We start from the raw sequence: 25,966 nt of genomic DNA, 5'->3' as shown, positions 1-25,966 counted from the left end.
GTGCCGCGCCAGCTGGGGAAGGTGCCCAGTTTTCGGATGGCCGTCCTAGGCGCGGCGTAAATGGTTAGCTTGCCTGTCGCTTGATCGGCACCAAGTTGGCCGCGTCATCAGCCCGCAGCCTGTCCAGATAATCGGCCCATGCCTGCATCATGCGCGTGCGTTCGCTCAGGAACTTGGCCGCGTAGTTGTAAGCGCCTTTAACTTCGTTCGGCTCGGCGTGCGCAAGCTGGCGCTCAATGGCGCGTTCATCCCACCCCATTTCGTTGAGCCGGCTAGACGCCATCGCGCGGAAACCGTGCCCGGTCATGGTGCTGCCGTCATAGCCCAGGCTGCGCAGTGCAACGTTCACCGTGTTTTCGCTCATGTGGCGACTGGCACCACGCAGACTGGGAAACACGTAGCGCCCGCTACCGGTGAGCAACTGCAGTTCGCGTAGGACAGTGACGGCTTGTCCGGACAGTGGCACCAGGTGATCGGCCTTCATCTTCATGCGCGCGCCCGGTATGCGCCACAGTGCGTCGTCCAGATCGAACTCGGCCCACTCGGCAGCGCGCAGCTCCCCCGGTCGCACGAATACCAGCGGCGCCAGCTTGAGCGCCGCCTGCGTCACGGGCTGGCCGGTGAATCCGTCCATGTCGCGCAGCAGCTTTCCGATTTTGGCGGGATCGGTGATCGCGGCGTGGTGCGTGTGTTTGACGCGCTTGATGGCGCCGCGTAGAGCAGAAGTCGGATCGGTGTCGATCTTGCCTTCGAGAATGGCGTAGCGGAACACCTGTCCGGCCTTGATCTTGGCGCGGCGTGCGGTTTCCTGCTTGCCCGCTGCCTCGATTTTGCGCAGGGCATCGAGCAGAACGCGCGACGTGATGACGGCCACCGGGAGATGCCCAATCTCAGGAAACAGGAACGTCTCGAACAGCCAGCGGTTTTTGCTGGCGGTTACGTCGGCCAGCCCTTTTTGCTCGGGAGTGTCCATCCACTCACGCGTGACTGCCTCGAAGGTGTCGTCGGCAGCTTGCCGGGCCTCGGCCTGCTGGCGCTTGGTGTGCTGACGCTCGGCGCTGGGGTCGACACCCGCCGCCAGCAACTTGCGGGCAACCGAGTGTTTCTCGCGGGCCTCGGCTAGGCCGGTGTCCGGATAGGTGCCCAAGGCCAGCAGCTTCTCCTTGCCCCCGAACCGGTATTTGTAGCGCCAGCGCTTGCCACCCTTCGGCTGCGTGTCCGTTGCAGGGGTCACCTGCAGGAACAGGCCGCCACCGTCGGGCAAACGGTAGGGCTTGGGAGCAGGCTTGGCGTTGCGAACGGTGAGGTCAGACAGCGGCATGTGGGGGTATCTCGGTACGAACCAGGGGTAAACAGCCCCAGATACCCCCAGATATACCCCCAGATACCCCCGGATTGCAACGAACCTTATCGGACTAAACCGGACAACGAGCAATAAAAAACCCGCCTAAGTGGCGGGTTTTTATAGTCTTTTCGGACTGTACCGGACGAATCCGGATTATGTAATGGTGCCCAAGGGGGGACTCGAACCCCCACGCCTTACGGCGCTACCACCTCAAGGTAGTGCGTCTACCAATTCCGCCACCTGGGCAGGTGTATTACTTAATTTTTCTTCGCCGGTTCCGTCGCGGCAGGAACGTCACCAGCAGGCTTCGCCGGTGCGGTGGCTGCCGGGACTTCGCCCTGGCCGGCCGCCGGCTTCGTGGCCTGCGGAATTTCCGCGTTGGCCGGTGCGGCGGGCTGCGCATTCTGCGTTGCGGCCGGCTTGTTGGCAAGACCGGACATCACACCCAAATCACCGCTATTGGAACCCTGCGGCACACTATGGTGGCCGAGGTAGATACCCATGCCGAGGCTGAGCGCAAAGAACAGCGCGGCGAGCACGGCCGTGGAGCGAGTCAGGAAGCTGGCGGAGCCACGAGCACCGAACACAGTGGCGGAAGCACCGCCACCGAAGCCGGAACCCGCATCCGCACCTGCACCGCGCTGCATGAGAATCAGCACGATCATCGCCGCGGCGATCAGAATGTAGAAGACGCTGAAGATGACGAACATGGTTGTCTAAAGGATCCGTAGCGCTTAGTGCGCCGCAGCGCAGATTCCCAGGAAATCGGCCGCTACCAGCGAGGCGCCACCGATCAGTCCTCCATCCACGTCCGATTGCGCGAATAGGTCCGCAGCATTCGCCGCTTTGACGCTGCCGCCATAAAGCAGCCGAGTCAGACGGGCAATCATAGCATCTTCCTTTTCCAGTTGGCTACGGATGAATGCATGAACATGCTGCGCCTGTTCCGGTGTAGCGGTGTGGCCTGTGCCAATGGCCCAGACCGGTTCGTACGCGATCACCGCGGTATCGAAGCTACCGATGCCGTTGAGCTCGATCACCGCTTTCAGCTGCCGAGCCACCACGGCTTCGGTCAGGCCGGTTTGACGTTCGGCCAGCGTTTCACCTAGGCAGAGGATCGGGGTGAGGCCGCCGGCGCGGGCGGCGGCAAACTTGCGAGCAACCTGCTTGTCGGTTTCATGATGGTAGTGGCGACGCTCCGAATGCCCCACCAACACCCACTGTGCGCCAGCGTCTGCCAGCATTGCGGCGGATACCTCGCCGGTATAGGCGCCTTGGCCGTCGTGCTCGCTCACGTCCTGTGCGCCGAAGCCAAGGCCCGAGCCGACATGCTGGCCAGCCAACTCGCCCAGGTAAGGGAATGGCGGAAACACCGCAACGTCGATGGAGGAAGGCAGCGCGGCGACAATGTCGCCGACCAGCGCCGTAGCCATGCTGCGGCTACCGTGCATCTTCCAATTGCCAGCGACGAGTTTCTTGCGCATATCCCTATTCCCTTACGTATAAACGCGAAAGCTTACCGGTCGACCATGCCACCGGCAACGTGGGGGCTGACAAGTCCCTGTCGCTACGGCAAAAATCGACAAAACCACAAAGAGACCAGTTCATGTCGCCTACCCGCCCACTTACTCTCATTACCGGCGCCTCGGCCGGCATCGGCGCGGCTTTCGCGCGCGATCTTGCTGCGCGCGGACACGATCTGGTGCTCACGGCGCGTCGTACCGATCGCCTGGAAGCCCTTGCTCAGGAGCTTGCTGCCAAACACCAGTGCGTGGTCACCGTACTTCCTGCTGACCTGGCCGACCCGCACGCAGTGGCCGTGCTCTGCGATGCGCTGGCGGAACGTGGTCTGGCGGTGGACTGGCTTATCAACAACGCCGGCTACGGTGTGCCGGGCACCTTCGAGGCCAACGACTGGCCTGTGCACGAGGCCTTCATCCGCGTGTTGATGACGGCGCCGGCCGAACTGGCGTGGCGACTGCTGCCAGGCATGCGTCAGCGCGGCTATGGCCGCATCATCAACGTCGCGTCGCTGGCTGGTCATGTGCCAGGCTCTGCGGGTCATACGTTGTATGCGGCCAGCAAGGCGTACCTGATCAAATTCTCGCAATCGCTGGCACTCGAAAACCGCCACCTCGGCGTTCATGTGTGTGCACTCTGCCCCGGCTTCACCTGGTCGGAGTTTCACGATGTCACCGGCACGCGCGAATTGATGAACAAGCTGCCGGGCTTCATGTGGCAGACCGCGGAGAACGTGGTGCGCGAGGGGCACGACGCCGTTGAGCGCGGTGATGTGGTGCACGTCACTGGCAACGTGAATCGCTTTATCAAATCGCTGGTGAAGCTGCTGCCGGATCGTCTGGCACTGTGGCTCTCGGCCAGGGAGTCCAAGCGGTATCGCGCTCTCGAAGGCACGATTTAGGCGTCACCATAAGTGAGCCGCCGGGCGGGAGCAGCGCGTGTCCGGCGGTTGCCTTGAAGACCCCGGTGCCTCTGATCGACTAACGCGGTTGGTGTTCGCAAGTGAGCGTGTCGCCAACCACCAGCTGCCCCTGGCGCTCAACCTGCCAGTCGATTCGCAACCGATGGGGCGCCAGGCGTACATATACGAAGCGCTGCGCAGGTTGGACTTCCGGGGCCGATATCCACACCAGTCCATCACGCGTCCAGCCTTCGGACGAAAAGATGCGTGCGCCGCCAAAGTTGTCGAGGATGGTTGCTCGGTAGCGTCCCGCCTTGGCGTCATAACCCCAGGCTTCCACCGCGTGATACATGCCCGGCGGCGAGATGTCGTCGTGATGCTTGAGCAAACCCTTGCCACCGAGGTCGGTTTCGAAGCGCAGTTCGGAATCGATCGTTTTGCCGCTGGCGGGGAACACGCCGTGGCAAGTCCAGTGCCCGAACAGGTCGGTGTGGTCATGAAACGGATCGTCGCCGGTGGCAGCAAGGGCGCTACTGGCGAACAGGCATGCCATCAAGGCGATGGAAGGAAGGCGCATGGCGGGCTCCTTTAGGGAGCGGGCAGCCTAGCGCGACGGCACGCGTGCGGAATCGACCGGAAGTCATGCGTGAGAAAGGCTGGTGCGCGCGCTTCTGCGAGCACCCGCCCTTTACCACCTTCAGGTGGCTCACCCCAACCCTCTCCCCGTAAGGGAGAGGGAGTTGAAGCCGGAACGCTTAGATCAACTTGATCTCGCGCAGACGCTGCAGCAGGTACTCGTGCGAGGTGATGCTGGTGTCGTAGCGGCTCGGATTGTCCGCCGTGATGGTCTGCGGCAGCGGGTCGAGCACCACGTCGGGATTCGGATGCAGGAAGTACGGCACCGAGTAGCGCGGCTTGCGCGCGTTCTCGTTCTGCGGGTTCACCACACGATGCGAGGTGGACGGATATACGTGGTTGGTCAGGCGCTGCAACATGTCGCCGATGTTCACCACGATGGCGTCGCCTTCCGTGGTGATAGGCAGCCATTCGCCTTCGCGCGTCAGCACTTCCAGGCCTTCGGCGCTGGCGCCGACCAGCAAGGTGATGAAGTTGATGTCCTCATGCGCGCCCGCACGCACGTTCGGGATGTTGTCCTCGGTGATCGGGGGGTAATGGATCGGGCGCAGGATGGAATTGCCCTGGTCGATCTTGTCGTCGAAGTAGTGCTCTGGCAGGTCGATATGCAATGCCAACGCACGCAACACGCGCGAGCCAAGTTGGTCGAGTGCCTCGAACAGGCCGTAGCCGTACTGCTTGAAGTCCTGCACTTCGGCCGGCCAGATGTTTGGCGGCATCACTTCAGCGAACTTCGAATCGCGCGGGATCTCGCGACCGATATGCCAGAACTCCTTGAGGTCGGCGTACTTGCTGTCCTTGGCGGTCTCCACCTTGAATGGGGTATAGCCGCGCGCACCGCCGCTGCCGGCGATGTTGTACTTCATCTTGGTTTCGGCCGGCAGCGCAAAGAAGCGCTGGAACGTGTCGTAGGCGCCGTCGATCAACTCACGGGGAATACCGTGCCCGCTGATGCAGCAAAAGCCGAATTCGCGATAGGCGTTGCCCAGCTCGGCGACGAAAGCGGCTTGGTCGGAGTCGTAACGACGAATGTCGAGGGTTGGAACTTTCTTCATGGCTTGTCCACAGGGTGTGCGTGCGGTCCACTTGTCTGTCCGCCACCGCAGGGGCGGGGCACGTCGGGCCAATCCTTGGCGACCTGGGTGTTACAGGCTCACGAGCGTTCGGCTGCGGATTTTACGACATCCGCCAGCGTCTCGGCCAACTGGCGCACCTCGGACTCGACGGCGGCCTCCACCGTCACGCGCACCAGTGGTTCGGTGCCCGAGGCACGCAGCACCACGCGGCCGCGGCCGGCCAGGGCGCGCTCCGTCTCGGCCAGGGCGTCGCGCACCTCATCGCTGTTCAATGCCTCGCGGGCGCCGTCTGCGCGCACGTTGATCATGACCTGGGGCATCTTCTGCAGCCCCTCGCGGGCCTCGGCCAGGTTCTTGCCGGTGTGGACCAGCACTTCCAGTACCGCCAAAGCGGAGACGATGCCATCGCCGGTCGTGGCGCGATCCAGGCACAGGATGTGCCCGGAGGTTTCGCCACCGAGGTTGCCACCGTGCGCCTTGAGCTGCTGCAGCACAAAGCGATCGCCGACGTTGGCGCGGATCAGGGGAACATCAAGTTTTCCAAGCGCCAGCTGCAGTCCATAGTTGCTCATCAGCGTGCCAACGATGGGACCGAGCAACAGGCCCTGGGCATGCCAGGCGTTGGCCAGCACATAGAGGATGTCGTCGCCATCGGCAAGCTTGCCGGTGTGGTCGACCAGCAGCACGCGATCCCCGTCGCCATCGAAGGCAATGCCGATGTCGGCGCCCTGCTCCACCACCGCGCGCTGCAGCGTTTGCGGGTGCGTGGAGCCGACTTCGCGGTTGATGTTGAAGCCATCGGGCTTGTCGCCCAGACCGCTTACCTGCGCACCGAGCTCGGAGAAAACCTTCGGTGCCACCTGATAGGTCGCGCCATTGGCACAATCCAGCACGATCTTCATGCCGCGCAGGCTGAAGTCCTCCGACACGGTGGACTTGCAGAACTCGGCATAGCGCGTCACCGCGTCGGCAACGCGAATAGCCTTGCCCAATTGCTCCGAGGGCACGGTGGTGAACTCGAGTTCCAGTTCGTGCTCGATCGCATGCTCGATCTCGTCGGAAAGCTTTTCGCCGTTGGCAGAGAAGAACTTGATGCCGTTGTCGTGATGCGGGTTATGCGAGGCGCTGATAACGATGCCCGCATCGGCACGCAGTGAGCGCGTGAGATACGCCACCGCCGGCGTGGGCATGGGACCGAGCAGGCCCACGTCGGCACCGGCCGCTACCAGGCCCGCTTCGAGCGCCGACTCGAACATGTAACCGGACACGCGCGTGTCCTTGCCGATCAGCACTTTCGGTCGCGCATGGCCGTTGCGCGCAAGCACTACGCCAAGGGCGCGCCCCAGCTTCAGCATGAAGTCCGCACTGATCGGCCATTGACCCACCAGACCGCGAATGCCGTCCGTTCCAAAATACTTGCGTTGCGTCATGGCTCAACTCCAGGGCATCGCGGAAACCATCGCGCGTCAGTCCCTATCAATTTTCGTTATTCGTCGTCCGGCCAGCGCGGTGCTGCCGGTTTAGTGTCGCGTCGAACCGGCGTATCGCCTGCCTGCACGGCATGCCATACCGCAAGTGCGTCAACGGTGGCGGCCACGTCATGCACACGCACCATGCGCGCGCCACGTTGCACCGCGATGAGCGCCGCGGCGACGGAACCGATCGCACGCTCGGCCGGCGCCTGCCTGCCGGTCATCAGGCCGATCATCGACTTGCGTGACATTCCCACGTACACGCCGCTACCCAGGCTGGTGAAACGTTCCAGCGCGCGCAGCAGCGCAAGGTTGTGTTCAAGCGTCTTGCCGAAGCCGAAGCCCGGATCGACCATGACCTTGCGGCGATCGATGCCTGCCAGTTCGCAGGCGAACAGCCGGTCGGTTAGAAAACGGTGCACATCACCGACCACATCGTCGTAATGCGGCTCATCTTGCATGCTGCGCGGCTCGCCCAGCATATGCATCAGGCACACCGGCACACCAAGCTCGGCGACCGCGTCCATGGCGCCTTCATGACGCAAGGCATAGACGTCGTTGATCATGCCGGCACCAGCGGCCACCGCTGCGCGCATCACCTCGGGTTTGGAGGTGTCGATGGAGAGTGGCACCGTGGTGCGCGCCGCCAACTGCTCCAGCACCGACACCACGCGGCGCAGCTCTTCCTTCAATGGCACTTCGTCGGAACCGGGGCGCGTTGACTCGCCGCCGATGTCGAGCATGTCGGCACCCTCTTCCACCATGCGCAGGCCGTGGACCACGGCATCCTCTACGCTGGCATGGATGCCGCCATCGGAGAACGAATCGGGCGTGACGTTGAGGATGCCCACCACGCGCGGCCGGTCGAGCCGCAGCGGTCGGCCACCACAATCGAGGACGGGAGCAAACAGATCAACGGACATGGTGACTCCCGAAGGTGAGTGCGTCAGGACCCGCCGCCCAGCGGCCCCATGAACTGACGGTAGTAGCGCAGCTCGTCGATCGAGTCTCGAATGTCCGACAGGGCTGTATGCGCGGACTCCTTGGAGAAGCCCTTGCCGACCATGGGCGCCCAGCGACGCGCCAGCTCCTTCAGCGTGGAGACGTCAAGGTTGCGGTAGTGGAAATAGCGTTCCAGCCGCGGCATCTGCCGATGCAGGAAACGACGGTCCTGGCAGATCGAGTTGCCGCACATGGGCGATTTGCCCGGTGGCACCCATTCCCTGAGAAATTCGATCGTGGCCCGCTCGGCAGCGACATGGTCGTCCGCAGAGGCCACCACCTGGTCCCAAAGGCCTGACCGGCGATGCTGGTTGCGATTCCACGCATCCATGCTTTCCAGCCGGTCCAGCGCGTGGTGGATCGCAAACACCGGGCCTTCGGCAAGAATGCGAAGGTCCTTGTCAGTGACGATGGTGGCGATCTCCAAAATGGAGTCATTGTCCGTATCGAGCCCGGTCATCTCCAGATCGATCCAGATCAGATTGTCGTCGTTCGCTTGGCTCATGCGCCCTCCTGGACGCGAAGTCTAACAGCAGGTCCCCGGCCCCAACCCTGTTTTTCGGTACATGGCACCGGCTTAGGGTCCAGGCAGGCGCGTGAAGCGCATGCACAGAGCATGCGATGATCGCCCGCATGCAGACCTTCTTCTGGCATGACTACGAGACCTTCGGCGCCGATCCCTGGCGTGACCGGCCGGTGCAGTTCGCGGGCATCCGCACCAATCTCGAGCTGGAAATCATCGGCGAGCCGGTGATGTTCTTCGGCAAGCCGCCGCACGAGATGCCGCCCCACCCGGAGGCCTGCCTGATCACCGGCATCACGCCGCAACAGGCCGAGCGCGAAGGCGTGATCGAGGCCGATTTCGCCGCCCGTGTGCATGAACAGCTTGCCCAGCCGGGCACCTGCGGCGTGGGCTACAACTCGCTGCGCTTTGATGACGAGGTCAGCCGCCAGCTGCTCTACCGCAACATGTTCGAGCCCTATGGCCGTGAGTGGGAGAACGGCAACTCACGCTGGGATCTGATCGATCTGGTGCGCATGTGCCAAGCGCTGCGGCCAGAAGGCATCGTGTGGCCGCAACGCGAAGATGGTTCGCCGAGCTTCAAGCTCGAACACCTGGCGACCGCCAATCATCTGCAACAGGAGCATGCCCACGATGCCCTGTCGGACGTGCATGCGCTGATCGACCTGGCACGACTGATTCGCGTGCGGCAACCGCGCCTGTGGGACTGGTACTTCGGCCTGCGTCGCAAGCAGCGCGTGTTCGAGCTGCTGGATGTGGCGGCGATGACACCTTTGGTCCATGTTTCTTCACGCTATCCGTCGAGCCGGCATTGCCTGGCGGTGGTGGCGCCGCTGGCCGCGCACCCGAGCCGGCCCACAGAGATCATTATTTACGACCTCGCCGAGGATCCGTCCGAATGGCTCGCGCTGGATGAGGAAGAGATTGCGGACCGCGTTTTCACCGCACGCGCCGACCTCCCCGAAGGCGTCTCTCGTATTCCTCTGCGAACGGTACGCGCCAATCGTGCGCCCGCGCTGGCACCACTGTCGGTGCTGAAGGGCGTGGACCTTGAACGTTTGCAGATCGACCTGGATCGGGCGCAAGCGCATCGCGACATGCTTGCCAGCGTGGAAGGCCTGGCCGCAAAACTGCGGCGCGTGTTCCAGCGAGCCGCCGATCTTCCGCCGCCGCAGGATCCCGAGTTGGGACTGTACGGTGGCTTCCTGCCCGATGCAGACAAGCGCCTGCTGGCCGAAGTGCGAGGCACACCACCGGCGCAGTTGGGGCAACGGGCGTTCCCATTTCGCGATCCACGCTACACGGAGCTGCTGTTCCGTTATCGGGCACGCAACTGGCCCGAAACGCTGACTGCTGATGAGCAAGTGCGCTGGCACGAGTTCTGCCGCAACCGTTTGCTCAAACACACGCCGCTGACCAACTTGACGCTGGACGACTACTTCGCACGCATCCGGGAATTGCGCGGTGAAGCAACCAACGAAAGCAAGATTCATGTTCTCGATCAGCTGCAGCTTTGGGGCGAACAACTCGCCGCCGAGGTTGCCACTCTTTCCGCCTGACGCCTTGTCACTCTTATGTCGAATGCCTATTTCTCACCAGCCACCTTTCGCTTTCTTCGCGCGCTGGCTCGCAACAACAGCCGCGAATGGTTCCAATCGCACAAGGACGACTACGAGCGTCATGTGCGCGAACCATTTCTCGCATTGATCACGGATATGCAGGCGCCGCTGGCGAAGATCAGCCCGCACTATCGCGCCGACCCACGCAAGAATGGTGGCTCGCTGTTCCGCATCTATCGGGACACTCGCTTCTCGAACGACAAGCAGCCATACAAGCCGTGGCAGGGTTCGCGCTTCTTCCACGAGCGTCGCCACGAGATTCCTGCACCGTCGTTCTATGTGCATATCCAGCCCGGCGACTGTTTTGCCGGTGGCGGCATGTGGCATCCGGAGAAAGATGCCCTCAAGCACATCCGCGATTTCCTCGCTGACAATCCCGAGGCGTGGAAGCGCGCCACGCGCAGTAAGGCGTTCCGCGATCACTTCACTTTTTGGGGCGAAACCCTTAGTCGTCCGCCGCGCGGCTTCGATCCCGAGCATGAGCTGATCGACGATATCAAGCGCAAGGACTTCGCTTGCGGCGAGGGCTTTGATGAAGCGCTTGCGTGCTCGACAGAGTTGTTACCGTGGATCGTGGCGACGTTCCAGCGTGTGGCACCGGTGGTCGATTACTTGTGTGCGGCGCAGGAGTTGGAGTTCTAGCACGGCGCATGCGTCAGGACTCACTGCCGTCATCCCAGCGAAAGCTGGGATCCAGCGTCGTCTGCCTCTACGCTAAGTCAAAGTCACGGGATCCCTGCGTGCGCTGGGATGACGAGCTTGGGGGCATCAGACCGGCTTCGCCGCCTCCTCAATCAAGCGCAACCCCGGCCGCTGCTTCGCCAGCTTGCGCAACAACACCGCGAACGCCTGCAAATCCTTGTGCCACGGCGAAGCCTCGCGCCAATACAGCGCAATCTCGCGACCCGGCGCCTGTCCCTTGAATTTGGCCAGCACGATGTCCGGCATGGAGGCGAGACGATCGTGCGCCAGCGCCGGCACCAAGGCATAGCCTCCGCGCAAGCCGACCAGTGCGGCCAGGCTCTCCAGACTCACGTCCTGCACATGGCCACCGCCCAACACATCTTCTGCGTGGCTCTCTGTCATCAGCGTGGCATCGCCGGCATCAAGCTGTTCAAGCGCCACGCTGCGCTTGCCGGCGAGTGCGTGGTCAGAGCGCAGCATCACTTCCCATGGCTCGAAGAACAGCGGGCGCATGGCGGTGCCGCTGACTGGCGTGATGCGCGGGGCCAGCACGGCATCGAGTTCGCCCTCGTTGAGCCGACGCAGCAGACCACGAGGCTTGCCTTCGGAAAGGCTCAGGCGCGTACCGGGAAAGTGCTGTGGAAACGGCTCGATCAAGTGAGGCAGCAGGTAGGGACCGAGCGAGGCAGGCACGCCCAGTCGTAATTCGCCACCGAAGGCGACCTCACCAGCACGTGCTACCTGTTGTAGATGTTCGGCTGCCGCCAGCACCGCATCGATCTGCTCCAACAGACGCTGACCACCAGCCGTGGGGACGACGCGTCGACCACCGCGCTCGAACAACGGCGCACCCAGCGCCTGTTCCACTTTTTGCACCTGATGCGACAGGCCCGACGGACTGATGTGCATCGCGCGGGCCGCGCTGTTGAAACTGCCGTGGCGACGTACCGCCTGTACCAGCATCAGGTCGCGCAGCGAAACTACCGAGAGATGGCTGGAAATCATGCGCTGACGTAGGGCCTGGTCGTTGACAGGGCGAAAGCATAAACGACCGCGCGCCAGTCTGCCCCGCTCGGCCGTCATTCCAGCGAGGCGCTTTTCAACAGCGGCAGGCTGGTCAAGCGGGAATCCAGCGACTCGCCAGGACATGGTCACTGACCGCTCGTCCAAAGACACTGGATTCCCGCGTTCGCGGGAATGACGAGCTGGGATACGGATTGCGCGAAACCCGCACAGAAAAAGGGCGGCTTGCGCCGCCCTTCCCTTGTCACCGTGAGGTGACTTACCGCCTTCAGGCAGTGACCGTGTCGGCCACCTCCTGGTAGTCGGCGATCTGGTCGAAGTTCATGTACTTGTAGATCTTGTCGCCATTGGCGTTGATCACGCCGATGTCCGTCATGTACTCCACCTTGGTCGGGATGCGACCCAGACGCGAGCAGATCGCGGCCAGCTCGGCCGAACCCAGGTACACGTTGGAGTTCTTGCCCAGACGGTTGGGGAAGTTGCGGGTGGACGTGGAGAACACCGTGGCGCCCTCGCGCACCTGCGCCTGGTTGCCCATGCATAGCGAGCAACCCGGCATTTCCATGCGGGCGCCGGCAGTGCCGAGCACACCGTAGTGGCCTTCCTCGGTCAGCTGCTGCTGATCCATCTTGGTCGGTGGGGCGACCCACAGCTTGGTCGGGATGTCACGCTTGCCTTCCAGCAGCTTGGACGCAGCACGGAAGTGGCCGATGTTGGTCATGCACGAACCGATGAACACTTCGTCGATGGCAGCGCCGGCCACATCGCTGAGTGTCTTCACGTCGTCCGGGTCGTTCGGGCAGGCCACGATGGGCTCATGCACGTCGGCCAGGTCGATCTCGATCACCGCGGCGTATTCGGCGTCGGCATCGCGATCCAGCAGCTTCGGATCGGCAAGCCACGCTTCCATCGCCTTGATGCGACGCTGCAGGCTGCGCGGATCCTTGTAACCCTGCGCGATCATGACTTTCAGCAGCGTGATGTTGCTGGTGATGTATTCGATGATCGGTGCCTTGTCGAGATGCACCGTGCAGCCAGCCGCCGAACGCTCGGCGGAAGCATCGGACAGCTCGAACGCCTGCTCCACCTTGAGGTTCGGCAGACCTTCGATTTCCAGGATGCGGCCGGAGAAGATGTTCTTCTTGCCCTGCTTGGCGACCGTCAGCAGGCCGCTCTTGATCGCGTACAGCGGGATCGCATTGACCAAGTCACGCAGGGTGACGCCCGGCTGCAGCTCGCCCTTGAAGCGCACCAGCACCGACTCGGGCATGTCCAGCGGCATCACGCCGGTAGCAGCCGCAAAGGCCACCAGGCCGGAGCCGGCCGGGAACGAGATGCCGATCGGGAAGCGCGTGTGGCTGTCGCCGCCGGTGCCGACGGTGTCGGGCAGCAGCATGCGGTTGAGCCAGGAGTGAATCACGCCGTCGCCCGGACGCAGCGAGATGCCGCCGCGGGTGCTGATGAATTCCGGCAGCGTGTGGTGCGTCTTCACGTCCACCGGCTTCGGGTAGGCGGCGGTGTGGCAGAACGACTGCATCACCAGGTCGGCCGAGAAGCCCAGGCAGGCCAGGTCCTTCAGCTCGTCGCGGGTCATCGGGCCGGTGGTGTCCTGCGAACCCACCGAGGTCATCTTCGGCTCGCAATAGGTGCCGGGGCGCACGCCCTCGCCTTCCGGCAGGCCGCAGGCGCGACCGACCATCTTCTGCGCCAGGGTGAAGCCCTTGCCCGTATCGGTCGGCTGCTGCGGCAGACGGAACAGGGTGGACACCGGCAGGCCCAGCGCTTCGCGCGCCTTGGCGGTGAGGCCACGGCCCACGATCAGCGGAATGCGGCCACCGGCGCGCACTTCGTCGAACAGCACATCGGACTTCACCTGGAACTCGGCGATGACCTGGCCGTTCTTCAACGCCTTGCCGTCATACGGACGCAGCTCGACCACGTCGCCCATCTCCATCTGCGACACGTCGAGCTCGATCGGCAGCGCGCCGGCGTCTTCCATCGTGTTGTAGAAGATCGGGGCGATTTTGCTGCCCAGGCACACGCCGCCGAAGCGCTTGTTCGGGATGAAGGGGATGTCTTCGCCGGTGAACCACAGCACCGAGTTGGTGGCGGACTTGCGACTGGAACCGGTGCCGACCACGTCGCCCACGTAGGCGACCAGGTGACCCTTTTCCTTCAGCGATTCAATGAAAGCGATCGGACCGCGCTTGCCGTCTTCTTCCGGCTGGAACGGCGCGCCATCGCGCTTGTTCTTGAGCATGGCCAGCGCGTGCAGCGGGATATCCGGGCGCGTGGTGGCATCGGGAGCCGGCGACAGGTCGTCGGTGTTGGTCTCGCCCGGCACCTTGAACACGGTGATGGTCAGGCTCTCGGGCACTTCCGGGCGGCTGGTGAACCACTCGGCATCGGCCCAGCTCTGCAGCACGGCCTTGGCGTTGGTGTTGCCCTTGTCAGCCTTGTCCTTGACGTCGTGGAAGGCGTCGAACATCAGCAGGGTTTTCTTCAGCGCCTCGGCGGCGATGGTGCCGACCTGCGCGTCATCGAGCAGTTCGATCAGCGGATGAATGTTGAAGCCGCCCAGCATGGTGCCGAGCAGCTCGGTGGCCTTCTCGCGGGCGATCAGCGCGCACTGCTCGGTACCAAACGCCACCGCCGCAAGATAGGACGCCTTGACCTTGGCCGCATCGTCCACGCCAGCCGGCACGCGAAGGGTGATCAGATCGACCAGGGTGGCTTCCTCGCCAGCGGGCGGGTTCTTCAGGAGCTCAATCAGCTCAGCAGTCTGCTGGGCCGACAGCGGCAGCGGCGGGATACCCAGCGCAGCGCGCTCGGCAACATGTTGGCGGTAGGCGTTAAGCATGTGATCTCGTCCGGTGAACTACGAAAGAAGCAGCGCGCCTGTTTGTACAGGTGTCGCGGAACCGCTCGCAAAAGTCGTATCCGCTTGGCGCCACCAACGCACGACAAGGTGTAAAACCTTGTCTCCATGCCGTTTTTTGGCGGCATATAAACCGCTTATTTTGCCAGCCGCGAGGTAGTCGCCGCAACGCAAGACAACGCTTCCGGCAGCGTTCGAAATCTTGCAATGACCCGATGGCGGAATAGCCGACCGGGTAACTTGCACGCCCTGGCTTTTGCCCCAAACTGATCAGCAGTACACATGGAATGGAGAGGACAAGGTTGCTTGCAACGACTGGAACCTGCGCTCCGTCATTCCGGTGGGAGCCGGAATCCGGCGTCTCAGGTTGCCTGTCAAGGCACTGGGTTCAGGCTTTCGCCAGAATGACGATCCTGGAAGCCCCAGCGTTGCAATTCCTCTCACGTTCCGTGCCGTAGGATCGCTCAGCTACGCCCCGTGCGTCCGCCCGACTCAAAGCAACAGGAGTTAGCCCCATGCTGGATTCATTCGCCACCCGCGACACCCTCACTGTCAACGGCAGCCCATACCAGATCGCCAGCCTGACCAAGCTCGGCCAGCGCTTCGACCTCAAGACCCTGCCCTATTCGCTGAAGATCCTGCTGGAAAACCTGTTGCGCCACGAGGACGGCCTCAACGTCACCGCCAAGGAAATCGAGGCGATCGCCAACTGGAACGCCAAGGCCGAACCCGATACCGAGATCGCCTTCATGCCCGCCCGCGTGGTGCTGCAGGATTTCACCGGCGTGCCCTGCGTGGTCGACTTGGCCGCCATGCGCGACGCCGTGGTGAAACTGGGCGGCAACGCCGATCAGATCAATCCGCTGGCCCCAGCCGAGCTGGTGATCGACCACTCCGTGCAGGTGGATGTCTACGGCTCGGCATCGGCGCTTGAGCAAAACGTCGAGATCGAATTCCAGCGTAACCAGGAGCGCTATTCGTTCCTGCGCTGGGGCCAGAAGGCCTTCAACAACTTCAAGGTGGTACCGCCGCGCACCGGCATCGTGCATCAGGTGAACCTGGAGCATCTCGCGCGCGTGGTGTTCACGGCCACGAAGGACGGCGAGCCGTGGGCGTATCCCGACACCGTGTTTGGTACTGACTCGCACACCACCATGATCAATGGCATCGGCGTGCTGGGCTGGGGCGTGGGTGGTATCGAGGCTGAGGCGGCCATGCTGGGTCAGCCTTCGTCAATGCTGATTCCGCAAGTGGTGGGCTTCAAGCTCAAGGGCAAGCTGTCCGAAGGCGTGACCGCGACGGATCTCGTGCTCACCGTCACCCAGATGCTGCGCAAGCTCGGCGTGGTGGGCAAGTTCGTGGAGTTCTTCGGCGACGGCCTCAAGCACCTGCCGTTGGCCGACCGCGCCACCATCGCCAACATGGCGCCGGAATACGGCGCTACCTGCGGCATCTTCCCGGTCGACCAGGAAGCGTTGAACTACATGCGCCTCTCAGGTCGCGATGAAGCACAGATCACCCTGGTGGAAACCTACGCCAAGGCACAGGGCCTGTGGCATGACGAAAAATCGGTGGAGCCGCGCTTCACCACCACGCTGGAACTGGACCTGGCTGACGTGAGGCCCTCGCTTGCCGGCCCCAAGCGTCCGCAGGACCGCGTGCTGCTGGAAGGCGTGCAGAAGAGTTTCGAAGATGCTGTGGGCCCGCTCACTGCCAATCGCAAGCCGAAAAACGTCGAGACCGCCAACTTCGCCAACGAGGGCGGTGCCACGGCCATCGGCAACCCCGCAAACGACATCACCAACGGCGGCGTGCGCGTGGTCAAGGACGGCGAAAGCTTCAAGCTTGGCGACGGCGCGGTGGTGATCGCCGCGATCACGTCCTGCACCAATACCTCCAATCCGGCGGTGATGCTGGGCGCGGGCCTGGTGGCCAAGAAGGCCGCTGCCAAGGGCCTCAAGGCACAGCCATGGGTGAAGACCTCGATCGGTCCTGGCTCACTGGTGGTCACTGACTATCTGGAAAAGACCGGCTTACTGAAGGAGCTGGAAAAGGTCGGCTTCTACATCGTCGGCTACGGCTGCACGACCTGCATCGGTAACTCCGGCCCGTTGCCGACGGAAATCAGCAAGGGCATTGCCGAGGGTGACCTCGCCGTGGCATCGGTGCTGTCGGGCAATCGCAACTTCGAAGGCCGCGTGCATCCGGAAGTGAAGATGAACTACCTGGCCTCTCCGCCGCTGGTGGTTGCCTACGCACTGGCCGGCACGCTCGATATCGACCTCACCAAGGACGCGCTCGGCACCGGCAGTGATGGCAAGCCGGTTTATCTAAAGGACATCTGGCCGTCCAACAAGGAGATCTCCGACACCATCGCCGGCGCGATCAATCCGCAAATGTTCACCAAGAACTATGCCGACGTGTTCAAGGGCGACAGCCGCTGGAACACCATCGCCTCACCGGATGGCGCCGTCTACAAGTGGAGTGATTCCACCTATATCAAGAACCCGCCCTACTTCGACGGCATGAGTGCGGAGCCGGGCACCATCGAGGATATCCACGGCGCGCGCGTACTCGGACTGTTCGGCGATTCCATCACCACCGACCACATCTCGCCGGCCGGCTCGATCAAGAAGGACAGCCCCGCGGGCCGCTTCCTGATATCCAAGGGCGTGGACCCGAAGGACTTCAACTCCTACGGTTCGCGCCGCGGCAACGACGACGTGATGGTACGTGGCACCTTCGCCAATATTCGCATCAAGAACCTGATGCTCAATAACGTCGAAGGCGGCTACACGCTGCACGTTCCCTCGGGCGAGCAGTTGGCCATCTACGATGCCGCCATGAAGTACAAGGCGGAGAAGACCCCGCTGGTGGTGCTGGCCGGCAAGGAATACGGCACGGGTTCGTCACGCGACTGGGCAGCCAAAGGCACGCTGTTGCTGGGCGTGAAGGCTGTGATCGCCGAGAGCTTCGAGCGCATCCATCGTTCCAACCTTGTTGGTATGGGCGTGCTGCCGTGTCAGTTCCTGGATGGGCAGAACGCGCAGTCGCTGGGCCTGACCGGCAAGGAGACGTTCGACATCACGGGTCTCGACGGCGGCGAATCGAAGACGGCCAAAGTCACTTCCACTGCTGCGGATGGCAGCAAGAAGGAGTTCACCGTGAAGGTGCTGCTGCTCACGCCGAAGGAGCGTGAGTTCTTCCGCCACGGCGGCATCCTGCAATACGTGCTGCGCCAGCTGGCAGGAAAGAAGACGGCAGCCTGAGCCGCAGATGATCGATAAGCTGAAGGAGAATGCCGCCCCACCAGGCGGCATTTTCTTTTCTTGTAGGAGCGCACCCTCTGCGCGACAAACCCACGCAGCGGTGACGCCGATGCGCAGCGGTCGCACACAGGGTGCGCTCCTACAACGGCGTTGCCTGTCGTTACACAGGCGTCCAGGTCGCCGAATAGCAACGCCACTCGCGCCCGTCCTTCCGCCACGCCGTTTCCACCTGATACACGCCCATCTGCCCCGGGAACAGCTTGCCCCCACTCGTGAGCGTCACGGTGAAGCGGGCCACATAGCGATCGCCGCGCAGCTCAACATCCACCGGGCCAGTCAATGCGTGGATCGTCTCGCCACGAAACGCCGCGGCGCGCAGCAGGCCAAGCAGTTGGCGCCGATCCATCGTGCCGGTATTGCCATCGAAGTCGTCGCTGAGCACGTCACCCAGCGACGACGCATCGGCGTGTTCGGCAGCGTGTCCCGCCGTCTCGATGCCCTGCCGCACCCTACTTTCGTCGGGCGTGCGATGACAGCCAGCGACACCGATCGTCAGCATGCACCAAAGCAATGGATAAATAAGCAGTTTTTGCATCAACGGCATCCGGAAATCGCGCTGCAGCGCGGCTTGCCGCTATACGCGAGCGTATGCTCCAATGCCGCGTCATCATCTTGCCCTACCCGTGCCAGCATCACCAACGGGCCGATACATACAGGAGCTTTGGATCAAACATGAGCAACGAGCGTCCGTGGCTGGCCCACTACCCTGAAGGCGTTCCGGCGCAGATCGATGTCAATCAGTACGCCTCGGTGGCCGCGGTCGTGGAAGAAGCGTTCGAGCGCTTCCGTCAGCGCCCTGCGTTTGCCAGCTTCGGCAAGAAACTCAGCTACGGCCAGATCGATGAGTTGAGCCGCCAGTTCGCCGGCTATCTCACTGGCGTACTCAAGCTCAACAAGGGCGATCGCGTCGCGATCATGATGCCCAACGTGCTGCAGTACCCCATCGCATTGTTCGGCGCGCTACGCGCAGGCATGGTGGTGGTCAACACCAATCCGATGTACACCGCCCGCGAACTCAAGCACCAGCTTGAGGACGCAGGCGCCAAGGCCATCGTGGTACTGGACAACTTCGCCGCCACGTTGCAGCAAGTGGTGGCAGAGACCGAGGTGAAGCACATCATCACCACCGGCATCGGCGACTTGCTGGGCGCCAAGGGCATGGTGATCAACTTCGTACTCAAGCACGTCAAGAAGATGGTGCCACCGTATGAGCTGCCGCACGCGGTGCGTTTCAGCGAAGCGCTTTCGCAGGGCGCACCGCATCCCATGCCCAAGGTGCAGCTGAGCCACGACGACATCGCCTTCCTGCAGTACACCGGTGGCACCACCGGCGTGGCCAAGGGCGCGATGCTCACGCACGGCAACATGGTCGCCAACATGATGCAGGCCGGCGCCTGGATCGGCGCCAATGCCAAGCCCGGCGAAGAGGTGATCATTACCGCCCTGCCGCTGTACCACATCTTTTCGCTCACCGCGAACGGCATGGTGTTCATGCGCCTGGGCGGCCTGAACTGGCTGATCACCAACCCGCGCGACATGCCCGGCTTCGTCAAGGAGCTCAAGCAGTCCCAGTTCACAGCCCTCACCGGCGTCAACACGCTGTTCAACGGCTTGCTCAATACGCCGGGCTTCGCGGACCTGGATTTCTCGCGGCTGCACCTGAGCCTGGGCGGCGGCATGGCGGTGCAACGCGCCGTCGCCGAGCGCTGGAAGAAGGTCACCGGTTGCACGCTGGTCGAGGCCTATGGCCTCACCGAAACCTCGCCGGCCGCATGCATCAATCCGCTGGACCTGAAAGACTACAACGCCTCGATTGGCCTACCCATCCCTTCCACCGATGTCGCCATCTGGTCCGAAGAAGGCCAGCCGTTGCCGCAGGGCGAAGTGGGCGAACTGATGGTGCACGGCCCGCAGGTGATGAAGGGTTACTGGCAGCGGCCTGACGAAACCGACAAGGTACTTGGGTCCGATGGCTGGCTGCACACTGGCGACATCGCGCGCATGGACGAGAACGGTTACTTCTATATCGTCGATCGCAAGAAGGACATGATCCTGGTGTCTGGCTTCAACGTGTATCCGAACGAAGTCGAGGACGTGGTGATGCAACATCCGGGCGTGGCCGAAGTGGCCGCGGTCGGCATCCCCGACGAGCATTCGGGCGAAGTGGTAAAGCTGTTCGTGGTGCGCAAGGACCCGAACCTGACGGTGGAGGAACTCAAGAAGTTCTGCCACGACAACCTCACTGGCTACAAGCGCCCAAAGATCATCGAGTTCCGCGATTCGCTACCCAAGAGCAACGTGGGCAAGATCCTTCGCCGCGAACTGCGCGACGAGACGAAAGCCGCCGCCACACACGGCTGATGTCCGCCTCCCGCATAACAAGACGCCCGCCGAAAGGCGGGCGTTTTCGTTGGTGCGCTGCGGCCGACTATTCGTCGTGCCACAGTTCCAGAATGTCGGCATAGCCACCCAGCAGGTTCCACAACGGCACCTGCTTGTCTTCCGGGATGCGAGTGTAGGCAAAGCCGAGATGTCGGTCGGAGATGCGCGCCACCTGTGCCTCCAGGTGAATGTGCAGGTCATGGCCAAAGATCATGTCCAGGATCCAGCTCTGGCCCAGCTCGCCATGCCAGCCCAGCGGCCGGCGCAGCAGAACCCCTGTCGCGGAAATGTCCACCAGCTCGGTGGGATGCGACTCGCCGACACGGCTCATCAGTACCGTGGTCTCGATCCGCATGCGCGCCGGTCGCAACTGCTCCGGGTCGGAGCCGTTCCTGGCGTTGTCTTCCGCTTTGCTCATCCTGCCTGATCTCCCCGTGCCGAACGCGCCACGCGCCGACTGCTTCTTCCTGAAAGCACCGCCTCATCGCCTTGATGTGGAGTGCCCCCGTCCAACTTCAATCCTGCTTGCGCGTACGCAATACACCAGCGCGCACCAGGCTTCCCGAACCGAACTTCGAATTGATCCTGTCTTGCACCTGATCGGGCGCGCGCCCTTCCGGCGCCGCTTCGAACAGATCCTGCTGACTCCGTTCTTCGAAACCCGACAGGCTGACGCCGAGCAAGCGCAGGCGCGGATGCTTTTGCGCCTGCCACCAGGCCTGAAGCAAGCCTCGTGCCACCTCATAAATCTCACTGGCCGATGCGCTGGGGGCACGCAATCGTGCCTGACGCGTATGGGTAACAAAAGGCGGCTCGCGCAGTTTCACCGTCACCGTTCGACCCATGAGGCCACGCTTACGTGCGCGTGCCGCGATCCGCTCGCAATGCCGCAGCAACCACGATTCCGCCAGCGTCCGTTCGGCCAGGTCGGTATCAAAGGTGTGCTCGGCACCCATGGATTGTTCGGCCTGGTCGGGCTCCACGCAACGATCATCTTCACCACGCGCCAGCGCTTGCATGGCGCCAACCTGACGCCCCAGCGCACCCGCAAGACGCGCCGTGTCACATGCTGCCAATTCGCCGATGGTACGTATGCCCAGCCGGTTCAGCGCCTGCTCGGTGACCTTGCCCACCGTCCACAAACGTCCCACCGGCAAAGGCGCCAGCTCGAGCGCCGCATTTTTCGCGCAGATGCGATGAAAGCCGTCCGGCTTGGACAGCTCGCTGGCCAGCTTGGCCAGCAATTTGTTCGGTCCCATGCCCACCGAAGCCACCAGCTGCGTGCGCTCGCGGATCGCATCCTTGACGCGCCGGCCGATGACTTCGATCGACCCCAGCAGTCGCAGGCTGGCGGTCACGTCAAGGAAGGCTTCGTCGAGCGACAGCCCTTCCACCAGGGGCGTCACTTCGTGAAATATCTCGAATACTTGCGTCGAAAGTTCTTCATAGCGCGCCATGCGCGGCCAGACGTATACGCCGTCGGGGCATAACCTGCGTGCCTGGGCGGTGGGCATAGCCGAGCGGACGCCGAACCGCCGCGCCTCGTAACTGCAAGTGGACACGACGCCACGCGGCCCCAGGCCGCCGACGATCAGCGGGACGCCGCGCAGCTCGGGCCGGTCGAGCTGCTCCACGGACGCGTAGAAGGCGTCCATATCAACGTGGATGATCGAGCGTTCTTCGGATTTCATGGTCGACTATTCTGCCGTCAGACGAATTGGTCGGTGTACTGGACTTACCGGCTTTCAACGGCTAATCTTGGTCATGCGTGGGTCCTAGGGTGCGCGCACGATCGACCAGGATCGACCGCTACGGCACCCATCCCAATGCACTCAGCCGACCGATTGAAGAGCCAGTGACGCGGGTTACGTCACGTTGTGGCTTGCGTCTTTATTGTGGTCCAAAGCCACCCGGAGACGCTCAAGGGTCGCTCACGGCCAGCCTGATCGAAACGCCAAACGCGCGATTTCATCATGCATGCCCGTGACGGTGACGCAAGGCGCACCGGCTAGGCATTGCGCAAGTTAGCTTCAACGGGTCGCCAGCCAGTGGGCGGGATCCGGGCGGGGACATTCGCCAAGCGGATGCCGGTGGGACAGAACCTTTCCTAACGTGTTGAATGCAACGCAAGCCGTCGTGGACGGCCAAACGACATGTATTGATGAGCACTGAGCCAGTCGAGCCTCAGCCGGTTACAGCACCGCAGGACGCGTTTGCGTCGGTACCGCAACAGCAGGAAATGCCGCTGGCCATCGTGCGCGGCGAACCGTTGTTGCAGATGCCGCAAGACCTGTACATCCCACCGGATGCACTCGAGGTGATCCTCGAAGCATTCGAAGGGCCGCTTGACCTGTTGCTGTACCTGATCCGTCGGCAAAACCTGGACATTCTGGACATCCCTGTCGCCGAGATCACCCGGCAGTACATGGATTACATCGAAATGATGCGCGATGTGATGCGCCTGGAACTGGCGGCAGAGTACCTGCTGATGGCCGCCATCCTCGCCGAGATCAAGTCGCGGTTGTTGTTGCCACGGCCGCCAGCCGAGGAAGGTGTGGAGGAGGACCCTCGCGCCGAACTGATCCGCCGGCTGCAGGAGTACGAACGCTTCAAGCGGGCGGCGGCTGATATCGATGCCCTACCCCGCATGGAACGCGACATGGCACCAGCTCATGCCGACGTGGGCGAGCGCAACGTCATCAAGTTGCCGCCGCCGCTCGATCTCAAGGAGCTGTTGCTGGCGCTTAAGGACGTGATGCACCGTGCCGAGCTGTTCGGGCACCACGCGATCAGGCGCGAGGCACTCAGCGTACGCCAGCGCATGGGCGAACTGCTGAGCCGGTTGAGCGACCAGAGTTTCCAGCGCTTCGAGACGCTGTTCGATGTAAGCGAAGGACGCCTGGGCGTGGTGGTGACCTTCCTGGCCATGCTGGAGCTGGCCAAGGAAATGCTGGTGGAGATCGTGCAGGAAGAACCACTGTCACCGATTTATGTAAGGGCGAAGGCTGGACATGCCGAAGAGCCCGTCGAAGAACCGACCGCCGACGAGCGGACTGCTGCCGCCGAGTAAGCGGCGTCCCATTTCATCCTCATCCGACTTGAGGCCATGCAGATCGAACAACTCAAACCCATCATCGAGGCGGCGCTGCTGGCATCTACCCAGCCGATGACCGTCCCTCAACTGCTGGAACTGTTCGGCGAAGAGGACACGGTAGGCCGCGAAGAAGTGGCGAAGACGCTCGAAGCGCTGGCCGAGGATTGCACCGGCCGCGGCGTGGAATTGCGCGAAGTGGGCTCGGGTTTTCGCTACCAGGTGAAGCAGGACGTGCATCCGTGGATCTCGCGGATGTGGACGGAGAAGCCCAGCCGCTACTCGCGCGCCCTGCTCGAAACGCTGGCGCTGATCGCCTACCGCCAGCCGATCACCCGCCCCGAGATCGAGCAGATCCGCGGTGTGGTCGTGTCCTCCAACATCATCAAGACGATGGAGGAACGCGAGTGGATCCGCGTGGTGGGTTACCGCGACGTGCCGGGCAAGCCCGCGCTGTTTGGTACCACCCGCGCGTTCCTCGACTATTTCAACCTGAAGTCGCTCGATGAACTGCCGCCGCTGTCGGAAATCCGGGACATGGAAGACCCACAGATGAGCATCGCGCCGGAACCGCTGCCCGCCCGTGTGATACGCGACCTGCCGATTGATCCGGACGAAGAGAACGAAATCCTGGTGGTGGCCGGCGAGGAAGCCGAGGCCGTCACCGACGAATTCACCCCAGGCGAAACGCCTGAGGCAAGCGAAGAAAGCGAGGCCAACGAGCCCGCCGTCATCGAAGCGCCTGCCGACGAACAACCCGTGGCGATGGAAGTCGCCACCACAGAAGCCGGCGATGCCAAGCACGCCCAAGCCCCGACTGACACTGCCGATGAGGCAGCGACCCGCGCGGACGCCGACAAAGGCGACGCCACGCAAGACACTGAGGAGTACCGCGCATGACTGCGCCGCAAAAATCCGTATTGACCCTTAAGCGCACCCCGCGCGATGAAACCGCCCCTGCGCTGGAAGAGCGTCTGCACAAGGTGCTGGCGAATGCCGGCCTGGGCTCGCGCCGCATGCTTGAACAACGCATCCAGGCCGGCGAGGTCGAGCTCAATGGCACGCCTGCCACCATCGGTGCCAGCGTGCATGCTGGCGACCGCGTGGTGCTCGACGGCAAGCAGTTTGTCGTCGCCACCGATAACCGCGACGAAACCGAAGTGCTGGTCTATCACAAGCCCGAAGGCGTGGTGACCACCCGTGAAGATCCCGAAGGCCGTCCCACCGTATTCGAACAGCTGCCGCGCCTGAAGGGTGCGCGCTGGGTTGCCGTGGGTCGTCTGGACATCAACACCACCGGTCTTTTGCTGCTCACCACCGACGGTGAGCTGGCCAACGCGCTGATGCATCCCAAGAGTGGGCTGGAACGCGAGTACCTGTGCCGCGTGCACGGTGAAGTGCCCGATGAAATGATCGAGAAGCTCAAGGCGGGTGTGGAGCTGGAAGACGGCCCAGCCCGTTTCGATGAGATCGCCATCATCAGTCGCGGCGGAAGCCATAGCTGGTTCCGCGTGGTGATCCGCGAAGGCCGCAACCGTGAAGTGCGCCGTCTGTGGGACTCGCAGGGCTTTCTGGTGAGCCGCCTCAAGCGCATCCGCTATGGCAGCGTGGAATTGCCGCGCGCACTGCGCCGCGGTGACTGCGAAACGCTGGGCGAGGAAGCCGTGAAGGATCTGCGCAAGACCACCGGCCTGGGCGCACCGCAACCGGTGCTCACCCTCAGCCCCGTGCTGCACCAGCGCCGCGCCCCGCGCAATGTCACCGAGTATCGCCCTACCAGCGGCGCCACCGGTGGCTACAGCGCCGGTTACCAGGACGAGGCACGCGAGCTGCGCGCGTACGACCGTATTCGTGAAGAACCCGCACGCGGCAAGCAGCGTCGTCGCCCGGGCGGCAAGGAAGTGGACGGCAACGTCGCGCGCCCCGAGCGCTCCGGCAATGTCATGCCGCGCAAGGGCAAGCGCGGCGTAGCTCCGGGCCAGGAGTTGCCGTCGGTGCGCACCTGGTTCGCTGGCGAAACCCGTGAGGGTGGCGCACGCGGTGGTGCGGCTGGTGCCGGCAATCGTCGCGGCCCGGGTGGCGGTGCGAAGCCGTTCGGTGCACGCGGCGGCGAAGGCGGCGGCAAGCCGTTTGGCGCCCGTTCGTCCGAAGGTCGCAGCGGCAGTCCCTATGGCGGTCTCGGCGGCGGAAGCGCGGGCGGTAATCGTGGTGGCAAACCCGGCGGTCGTCCGGGTGGCCAGGGCGGAGCCGGTCGTCCGGGCGGCCAGGGCAGCCAGAGCGGTGCCGGTCGACCGGGCGGCCAAGGCGGCCAGGGCGGTGCCGGTCGTCCGCAGGGCCGAGGCGGAAATCGCCCCCAGGGCGGTGGCGGTGGCGGCGGTGGTCGTCCGCAGGGCCACGGTGGTGGTGGTCGTCCGCACGGCGGTGGCGGCGGTGGTGGCGGCGGCGGTGGCCGCGGCGGCAATCGTCAGGGCAATCGCTGAATCA

The 25,966-nt window shown here is 63.3% G+C and carries 21 protein-coding genes and 1 tRNA gene; 8 read left to right on the top strand and 14 right to left on the bottom strand.

Translation table 11 applies throughout. The features are described 5' to 3' along the window. Nucleotides 1-64: 64 nt before the first annotated feature. The 4 genes from AC3CBN_RS13205 to tpiA all read right to left on the bottom strand — a co-directional run bounded on the left by AC3CBN_RS13205 (nucleotide 65) and on the right by tpiA (nucleotide 2,829). Nucleotides 65-1,321 carry a tyrosine-type recombinase/integrase gene (locus AC3CBN_RS13205; RefSeq protein ID WP_488633469.1) on the bottom strand — a complete coding sequence of 419 codons (1,257 nt, stop codon included), beginning with the start codon at nucleotides 1,319-1,321 and terminating at the stop codon, nucleotides 65-67. Between the two features lie 185 nt (nucleotides 1,322-1,506). Next, nucleotides 1,507-1,591, bottom strand: a tRNA-Leu gene (locus AC3CBN_RS13200). Between the two features lie 11 nt (nucleotides 1,592-1,602). Then, complete coding sequence (gene secG, locus AC3CBN_RS13195) at nucleotides 1,603-2,055, bottom strand: preprotein translocase subunit SecG (RefSeq protein WP_488633468.1); 453 nt, start codon at nucleotides 2,053-2,055, stop codon at nucleotides 1,603-1,605. A 24-nt stretch (nucleotides 2,056-2,079) separates the two neighbouring features. Then, a complete protein-coding gene (tpiA, locus tag AC3CBN_RS13190; RefSeq protein ID WP_488633467.1) occupies nucleotides 2,080-2,829 on the bottom strand; it encodes a triose-phosphate isomerase in 750 nt (249 codons plus the stop codon). A 122-nt stretch (nucleotides 2,830-2,951) separates the two neighbouring features. Here tpiA and AC3CBN_RS13185 point away from each other — a divergent pair, with 122 nt between their 5' ends. Continuing rightward, entirely contained in the window at nucleotides 2,952-3,767 is an 816-nt protein-coding gene (locus AC3CBN_RS13185) for an SDR family NAD(P)-dependent oxidoreductase (RefSeq protein WP_488633466.1), read from the top strand. 79 nt (nucleotides 3,768-3,846) lie between these two features. On the opposite strand, the gene AC3CBN_RS13180 is transcribed toward AC3CBN_RS13185, so the two are convergent. From AC3CBN_RS13180 to orn, 5 genes are all read right to left on the bottom strand, one after another. Beyond that, complete coding sequence (locus AC3CBN_RS13180) at nucleotides 3,847-4,344, bottom strand: hypothetical protein (RefSeq protein ID WP_488633465.1); 498 nt, start codon at nucleotides 4,342-4,344, stop codon at nucleotides 3,847-3,849. A gap of 178 nt (nucleotides 4,345-4,522) precedes the next feature. Continuing rightward, on the bottom strand, nucleotides 4,523-5,458 hold the full coding sequence (locus tag AC3CBN_RS13175) for an isopenicillin N synthase family dioxygenase (RefSeq protein WP_488633464.1): 936 nt from the start codon (nucleotides 5,456-5,458) through the stop codon (nucleotides 4,523-4,525). Between the two features lie 98 nt (nucleotides 5,459-5,556). Then, the gene (gene glmM / locus AC3CBN_RS13170; protein WP_488633463.1) at nucleotides 5,557-6,909 is read right to left on the bottom strand and encodes a phosphoglucosamine mutase; all 1,353 of its coding nucleotides are present in this window, start codon (nucleotides 6,907-6,909) and stop codon (nucleotides 5,557-5,559) included. Nucleotides 6,910-6,965: 56 nt separating this feature from the next. Next, nucleotides 6,966-7,874 carry a dihydropteroate synthase gene (gene folP, locus AC3CBN_RS13165; RefSeq protein ID WP_488633462.1) on the bottom strand — a complete coding sequence of 303 codons (909 nt, stop codon included), beginning with the start codon at nucleotides 7,872-7,874 and terminating at the stop codon, nucleotides 6,966-6,968. Between the two features lie 23 nt (nucleotides 7,875-7,897). After that, nucleotides 7,898-8,458, bottom strand: coding sequence for an oligoribonuclease (gene orn, locus AC3CBN_RS13160; RefSeq protein WP_488633461.1), 561 nt, complete (start codon nucleotides 8,456-8,458; stop codon nucleotides 7,898-7,900). Nucleotides 8,459-8,586: 128 nt separating this feature from the next. On the opposite strand from orn, the gene sbcB reads away from it, so the two are divergent. Next, nucleotides 8,587-10,035, top strand: coding sequence for an exodeoxyribonuclease I (sbcB, locus tag AC3CBN_RS13155; protein WP_488636731.1), 1,449 nt, complete (start codon nucleotides 8,587-8,589; stop codon nucleotides 10,033-10,035). A 15-nt stretch (nucleotides 10,036-10,050) separates the two neighbouring features. Then, nucleotides 10,051-10,737 carry a DUF2461 domain-containing protein gene (locus AC3CBN_RS13150; RefSeq protein WP_488633460.1) on the top strand — a complete coding sequence of 229 codons (687 nt, stop codon included), beginning with the start codon at nucleotides 10,051-10,053 and terminating at the stop codon, nucleotides 10,735-10,737. A 126-nt stretch (nucleotides 10,738-10,863) separates the two neighbouring features. Here the strand turns inward: AC3CBN_RS13150 and AC3CBN_RS13145 are convergent, their stop codons facing one another. Continuing rightward, the gene (locus AC3CBN_RS13145; protein WP_488633459.1) at nucleotides 10,864-11,784 is read right to left on the bottom strand and encodes a LysR family transcriptional regulator; all 921 of its coding nucleotides are present in this window, start codon (nucleotides 11,782-11,784) and stop codon (nucleotides 10,864-10,866) included. A gap of 286 nt (nucleotides 11,785-12,070) precedes the next feature. Then, nucleotides 12,071-14,662 (bottom strand): bifunctional aconitate hydratase 2/2-methylisocitrate dehydratase, encoded by a 2,592-nt coding sequence (locus AC3CBN_RS13140; RefSeq protein WP_488633458.1) that lies wholly within the window; start codon nucleotides 14,660-14,662, stop codon nucleotides 12,071-12,073. A gap of 533 nt (nucleotides 14,663-15,195) precedes the next feature. On the opposite strand from AC3CBN_RS13140, the gene acnA reads away from it, so the two are divergent. Then, nucleotides 15,196-17,949: an aconitate hydratase AcnA gene (gene acnA / locus AC3CBN_RS13135; protein ID WP_488633457.1), complete on the top strand. Its 2,754-nt coding sequence runs from the start codon at nucleotides 15,196-15,198 to the stop codon at nucleotides 17,947-17,949. A gap of 160 nt (nucleotides 17,950-18,109) precedes the next feature. On the opposite strand, the gene AC3CBN_RS13130 is transcribed toward acnA, so the two are convergent. Continuing rightward, complete coding sequence (locus AC3CBN_RS13130; RefSeq protein WP_488633456.1) at nucleotides 18,110-18,544, bottom strand: hypothetical protein; 435 nt, start codon at nucleotides 18,542-18,544, stop codon at nucleotides 18,110-18,112. Nucleotides 18,545-18,681: 137 nt separating this feature from the next. On the opposite strand from AC3CBN_RS13130, the gene AC3CBN_RS13125 reads away from it, so the two are divergent. Then, entirely contained in the window at nucleotides 18,682-20,370 is a 1,689-nt protein-coding gene (locus AC3CBN_RS13125) for a long-chain-fatty-acid--CoA ligase (RefSeq protein WP_488633455.1), read from the top strand. A 67-nt stretch (nucleotides 20,371-20,437) separates the two neighbouring features. On the opposite strand, the gene AC3CBN_RS13120 is transcribed toward AC3CBN_RS13125, so the two are convergent. Both AC3CBN_RS13120 and AC3CBN_RS13115 read right to left on the bottom strand, forming a co-directional pair. Further along, nucleotides 20,438-20,809 carry a PilZ domain-containing protein gene (locus tag AC3CBN_RS13120; RefSeq protein ID WP_488633454.1) on the bottom strand — a complete coding sequence of 124 codons (372 nt, stop codon included), beginning with the start codon at nucleotides 20,807-20,809 and terminating at the stop codon, nucleotides 20,438-20,440. Between the two features lie 97 nt (nucleotides 20,810-20,906). Next, the gene (locus AC3CBN_RS13115; RefSeq protein ID WP_488633453.1) at nucleotides 20,907-22,082 is read right to left on the bottom strand and encodes a DNA polymerase IV; all 1,176 of its coding nucleotides are present in this window, start codon (nucleotides 22,080-22,082) and stop codon (nucleotides 20,907-20,909) included. 470 nt (nucleotides 22,083-22,552) lie between these two features. On the opposite strand from AC3CBN_RS13115, the gene AC3CBN_RS13110 reads away from it, so the two are divergent. The 3 genes from AC3CBN_RS13110 to AC3CBN_RS13100 are packed head-to-tail and all read left to right on the top strand — an operon-like array spanning nucleotide 22,553 to nucleotide 25,962. Next, nucleotides 22,553-23,461 carry a segregation and condensation protein A gene (locus AC3CBN_RS13110; protein ID WP_488633452.1) on the top strand — a complete coding sequence of 303 codons (909 nt, stop codon included), beginning with the start codon at nucleotides 22,553-22,555 and terminating at the stop codon, nucleotides 23,459-23,461. Nucleotides 23,462-23,497: 36 nt separating this feature from the next. Next, nucleotides 23,498-24,382 (top strand): SMC-Scp complex subunit ScpB, encoded by an 885-nt coding sequence (scpB, locus tag AC3CBN_RS13105; protein WP_488633451.1) that lies wholly within the window; start codon nucleotides 23,498-23,500, stop codon nucleotides 24,380-24,382. Continuing rightward, entirely contained in the window at nucleotides 24,379-25,962 is a 1,584-nt protein-coding gene (locus AC3CBN_RS13100; protein ID WP_488633450.1) for a pseudouridine synthase, read from the top strand. The genes scpB and AC3CBN_RS13100 overlap by 4 nt, the downstream gene beginning before the upstream one ends. Nucleotides 25,963-25,966: the final 4 nt, after the last annotated feature.

Source organism: Dyella sp. OK584 (assembly GCF_057787755.1).
The sequence above is the reverse complement of the archived record's forward strand: the minus strand, read 5'-3'. Positions and strand labels throughout refer to the sequence as shown.

Coding starts and splice junctions, on each gene's coding strand:
- AC3CBN_RS13185 (WP_488633466.1), top strand. CDS start 2,952: ATGTCGCCTACCCGCCCACTTACTCTCATTACCGGCGCCTCGGCCGGC.
- AC3CBN_RS13175 (WP_488633464.1), bottom strand. CDS start 5,458: ATGAAGAAAGTTCCAACCCTCGACATTCGTCGTTACGACTCCGACCAA.
- AC3CBN_RS13180 (WP_488633465.1), bottom strand. CDS start 4,344: ATGCGCCTTCCTTCCATCGCCTTGATGGCATGCCTGTTCGCCAGTAGC.
- scpB (WP_488633451.1), top strand. CDS start 23,498: ATGCAGATCGAACAACTCAAACCCATCATCGAGGCGGCGCTGCTGGCA.
- AC3CBN_RS13100 (WP_488633450.1), top strand. CDS start 24,379: ATGACTGCGCCGCAAAAATCCGTATTGACCCTTAAGCGCACCCCGCGC.
- sbcB (WP_488636731.1), top strand. CDS start 8,587: ATGCAGACCTTCTTCTGGCATGACTACGAGACCTTCGGCGCCGATCCC.
- AC3CBN_RS13140 (WP_488633458.1), bottom strand. CDS start 14,662: ATGCTTAACGCCTACCGCCAACATGTTGCCGAGCGCGCTGCGCTGGGT.
- AC3CBN_RS13130 (WP_488633456.1), bottom strand. CDS start 18,544: ATGCAAAAACTGCTTATTTATCCATTGCTTTGGTGCATGCTGACGATC.
- orn (WP_488633461.1), bottom strand. CDS start 8,458: ATGAGCCAAGCGAACGACGACAATCTGATCTGGATCGATCTGGAGATG.
- AC3CBN_RS13150 (WP_488633460.1), top strand. CDS start 10,051: ATGTCGAATGCCTATTTCTCACCAGCCACCTTTCGCTTTCTTCGCGCG.
- AC3CBN_RS13205 (WP_488633469.1), bottom strand. CDS start 1,321: ATGCCGCTGTCTGACCTCACCGTTCGCAACGCCAAGCCTGCTCCCAAG.
- glmM (WP_488633463.1), bottom strand. CDS start 6,909: ATGACGCAACGCAAGTATTTTGGAACGGACGGCATTCGCGGTCTGGTG.
- tpiA (WP_488633467.1), bottom strand. CDS start 2,829: ATGCGCAAGAAACTCGTCGCTGGCAATTGGAAGATGCACGGTAGCCGC.
- AC3CBN_RS13145 (WP_488633459.1), bottom strand. CDS start 11,784: ATGATTTCCAGCCATCTCTCGGTAGTTTCGCTGCGCGACCTGATGCTG.
- acnA (WP_488633457.1), top strand. CDS start 15,196: ATGCTGGATTCATTCGCCACCCGCGACACCCTCACTGTCAACGGCAGC.
- AC3CBN_RS13120 (WP_488633454.1), bottom strand. CDS start 20,809: ATGAGCAAAGCGGAAGACAACGCCAGGAACGGCTCCGACCCGGAGCAG.
- AC3CBN_RS13125 (WP_488633455.1), top strand. CDS start 18,682: ATGAGCAACGAGCGTCCGTGGCTGGCCCACTACCCTGAAGGCGTTCCG.
- folP (WP_488633462.1), bottom strand. CDS start 7,874: ATGTCCGTTGATCTGTTTGCTCCCGTCCTCGATTGTGGTGGCCGACCG.
- secG (WP_488633468.1), bottom strand. CDS start 2,055: ATGTTCGTCATCTTCAGCGTCTTCTACATTCTGATCGCCGCGGCGATG.
- AC3CBN_RS13110 (WP_488633452.1), top strand. CDS start 22,553: ATGAGCACTGAGCCAGTCGAGCCTCAGCCGGTTACAGCACCGCAGGAC.
- AC3CBN_RS13115 (WP_488633453.1), bottom strand. CDS start 22,082: ATGAAATCCGAAGAACGCTCGATCATCCACGTTGATATGGACGCCTTC.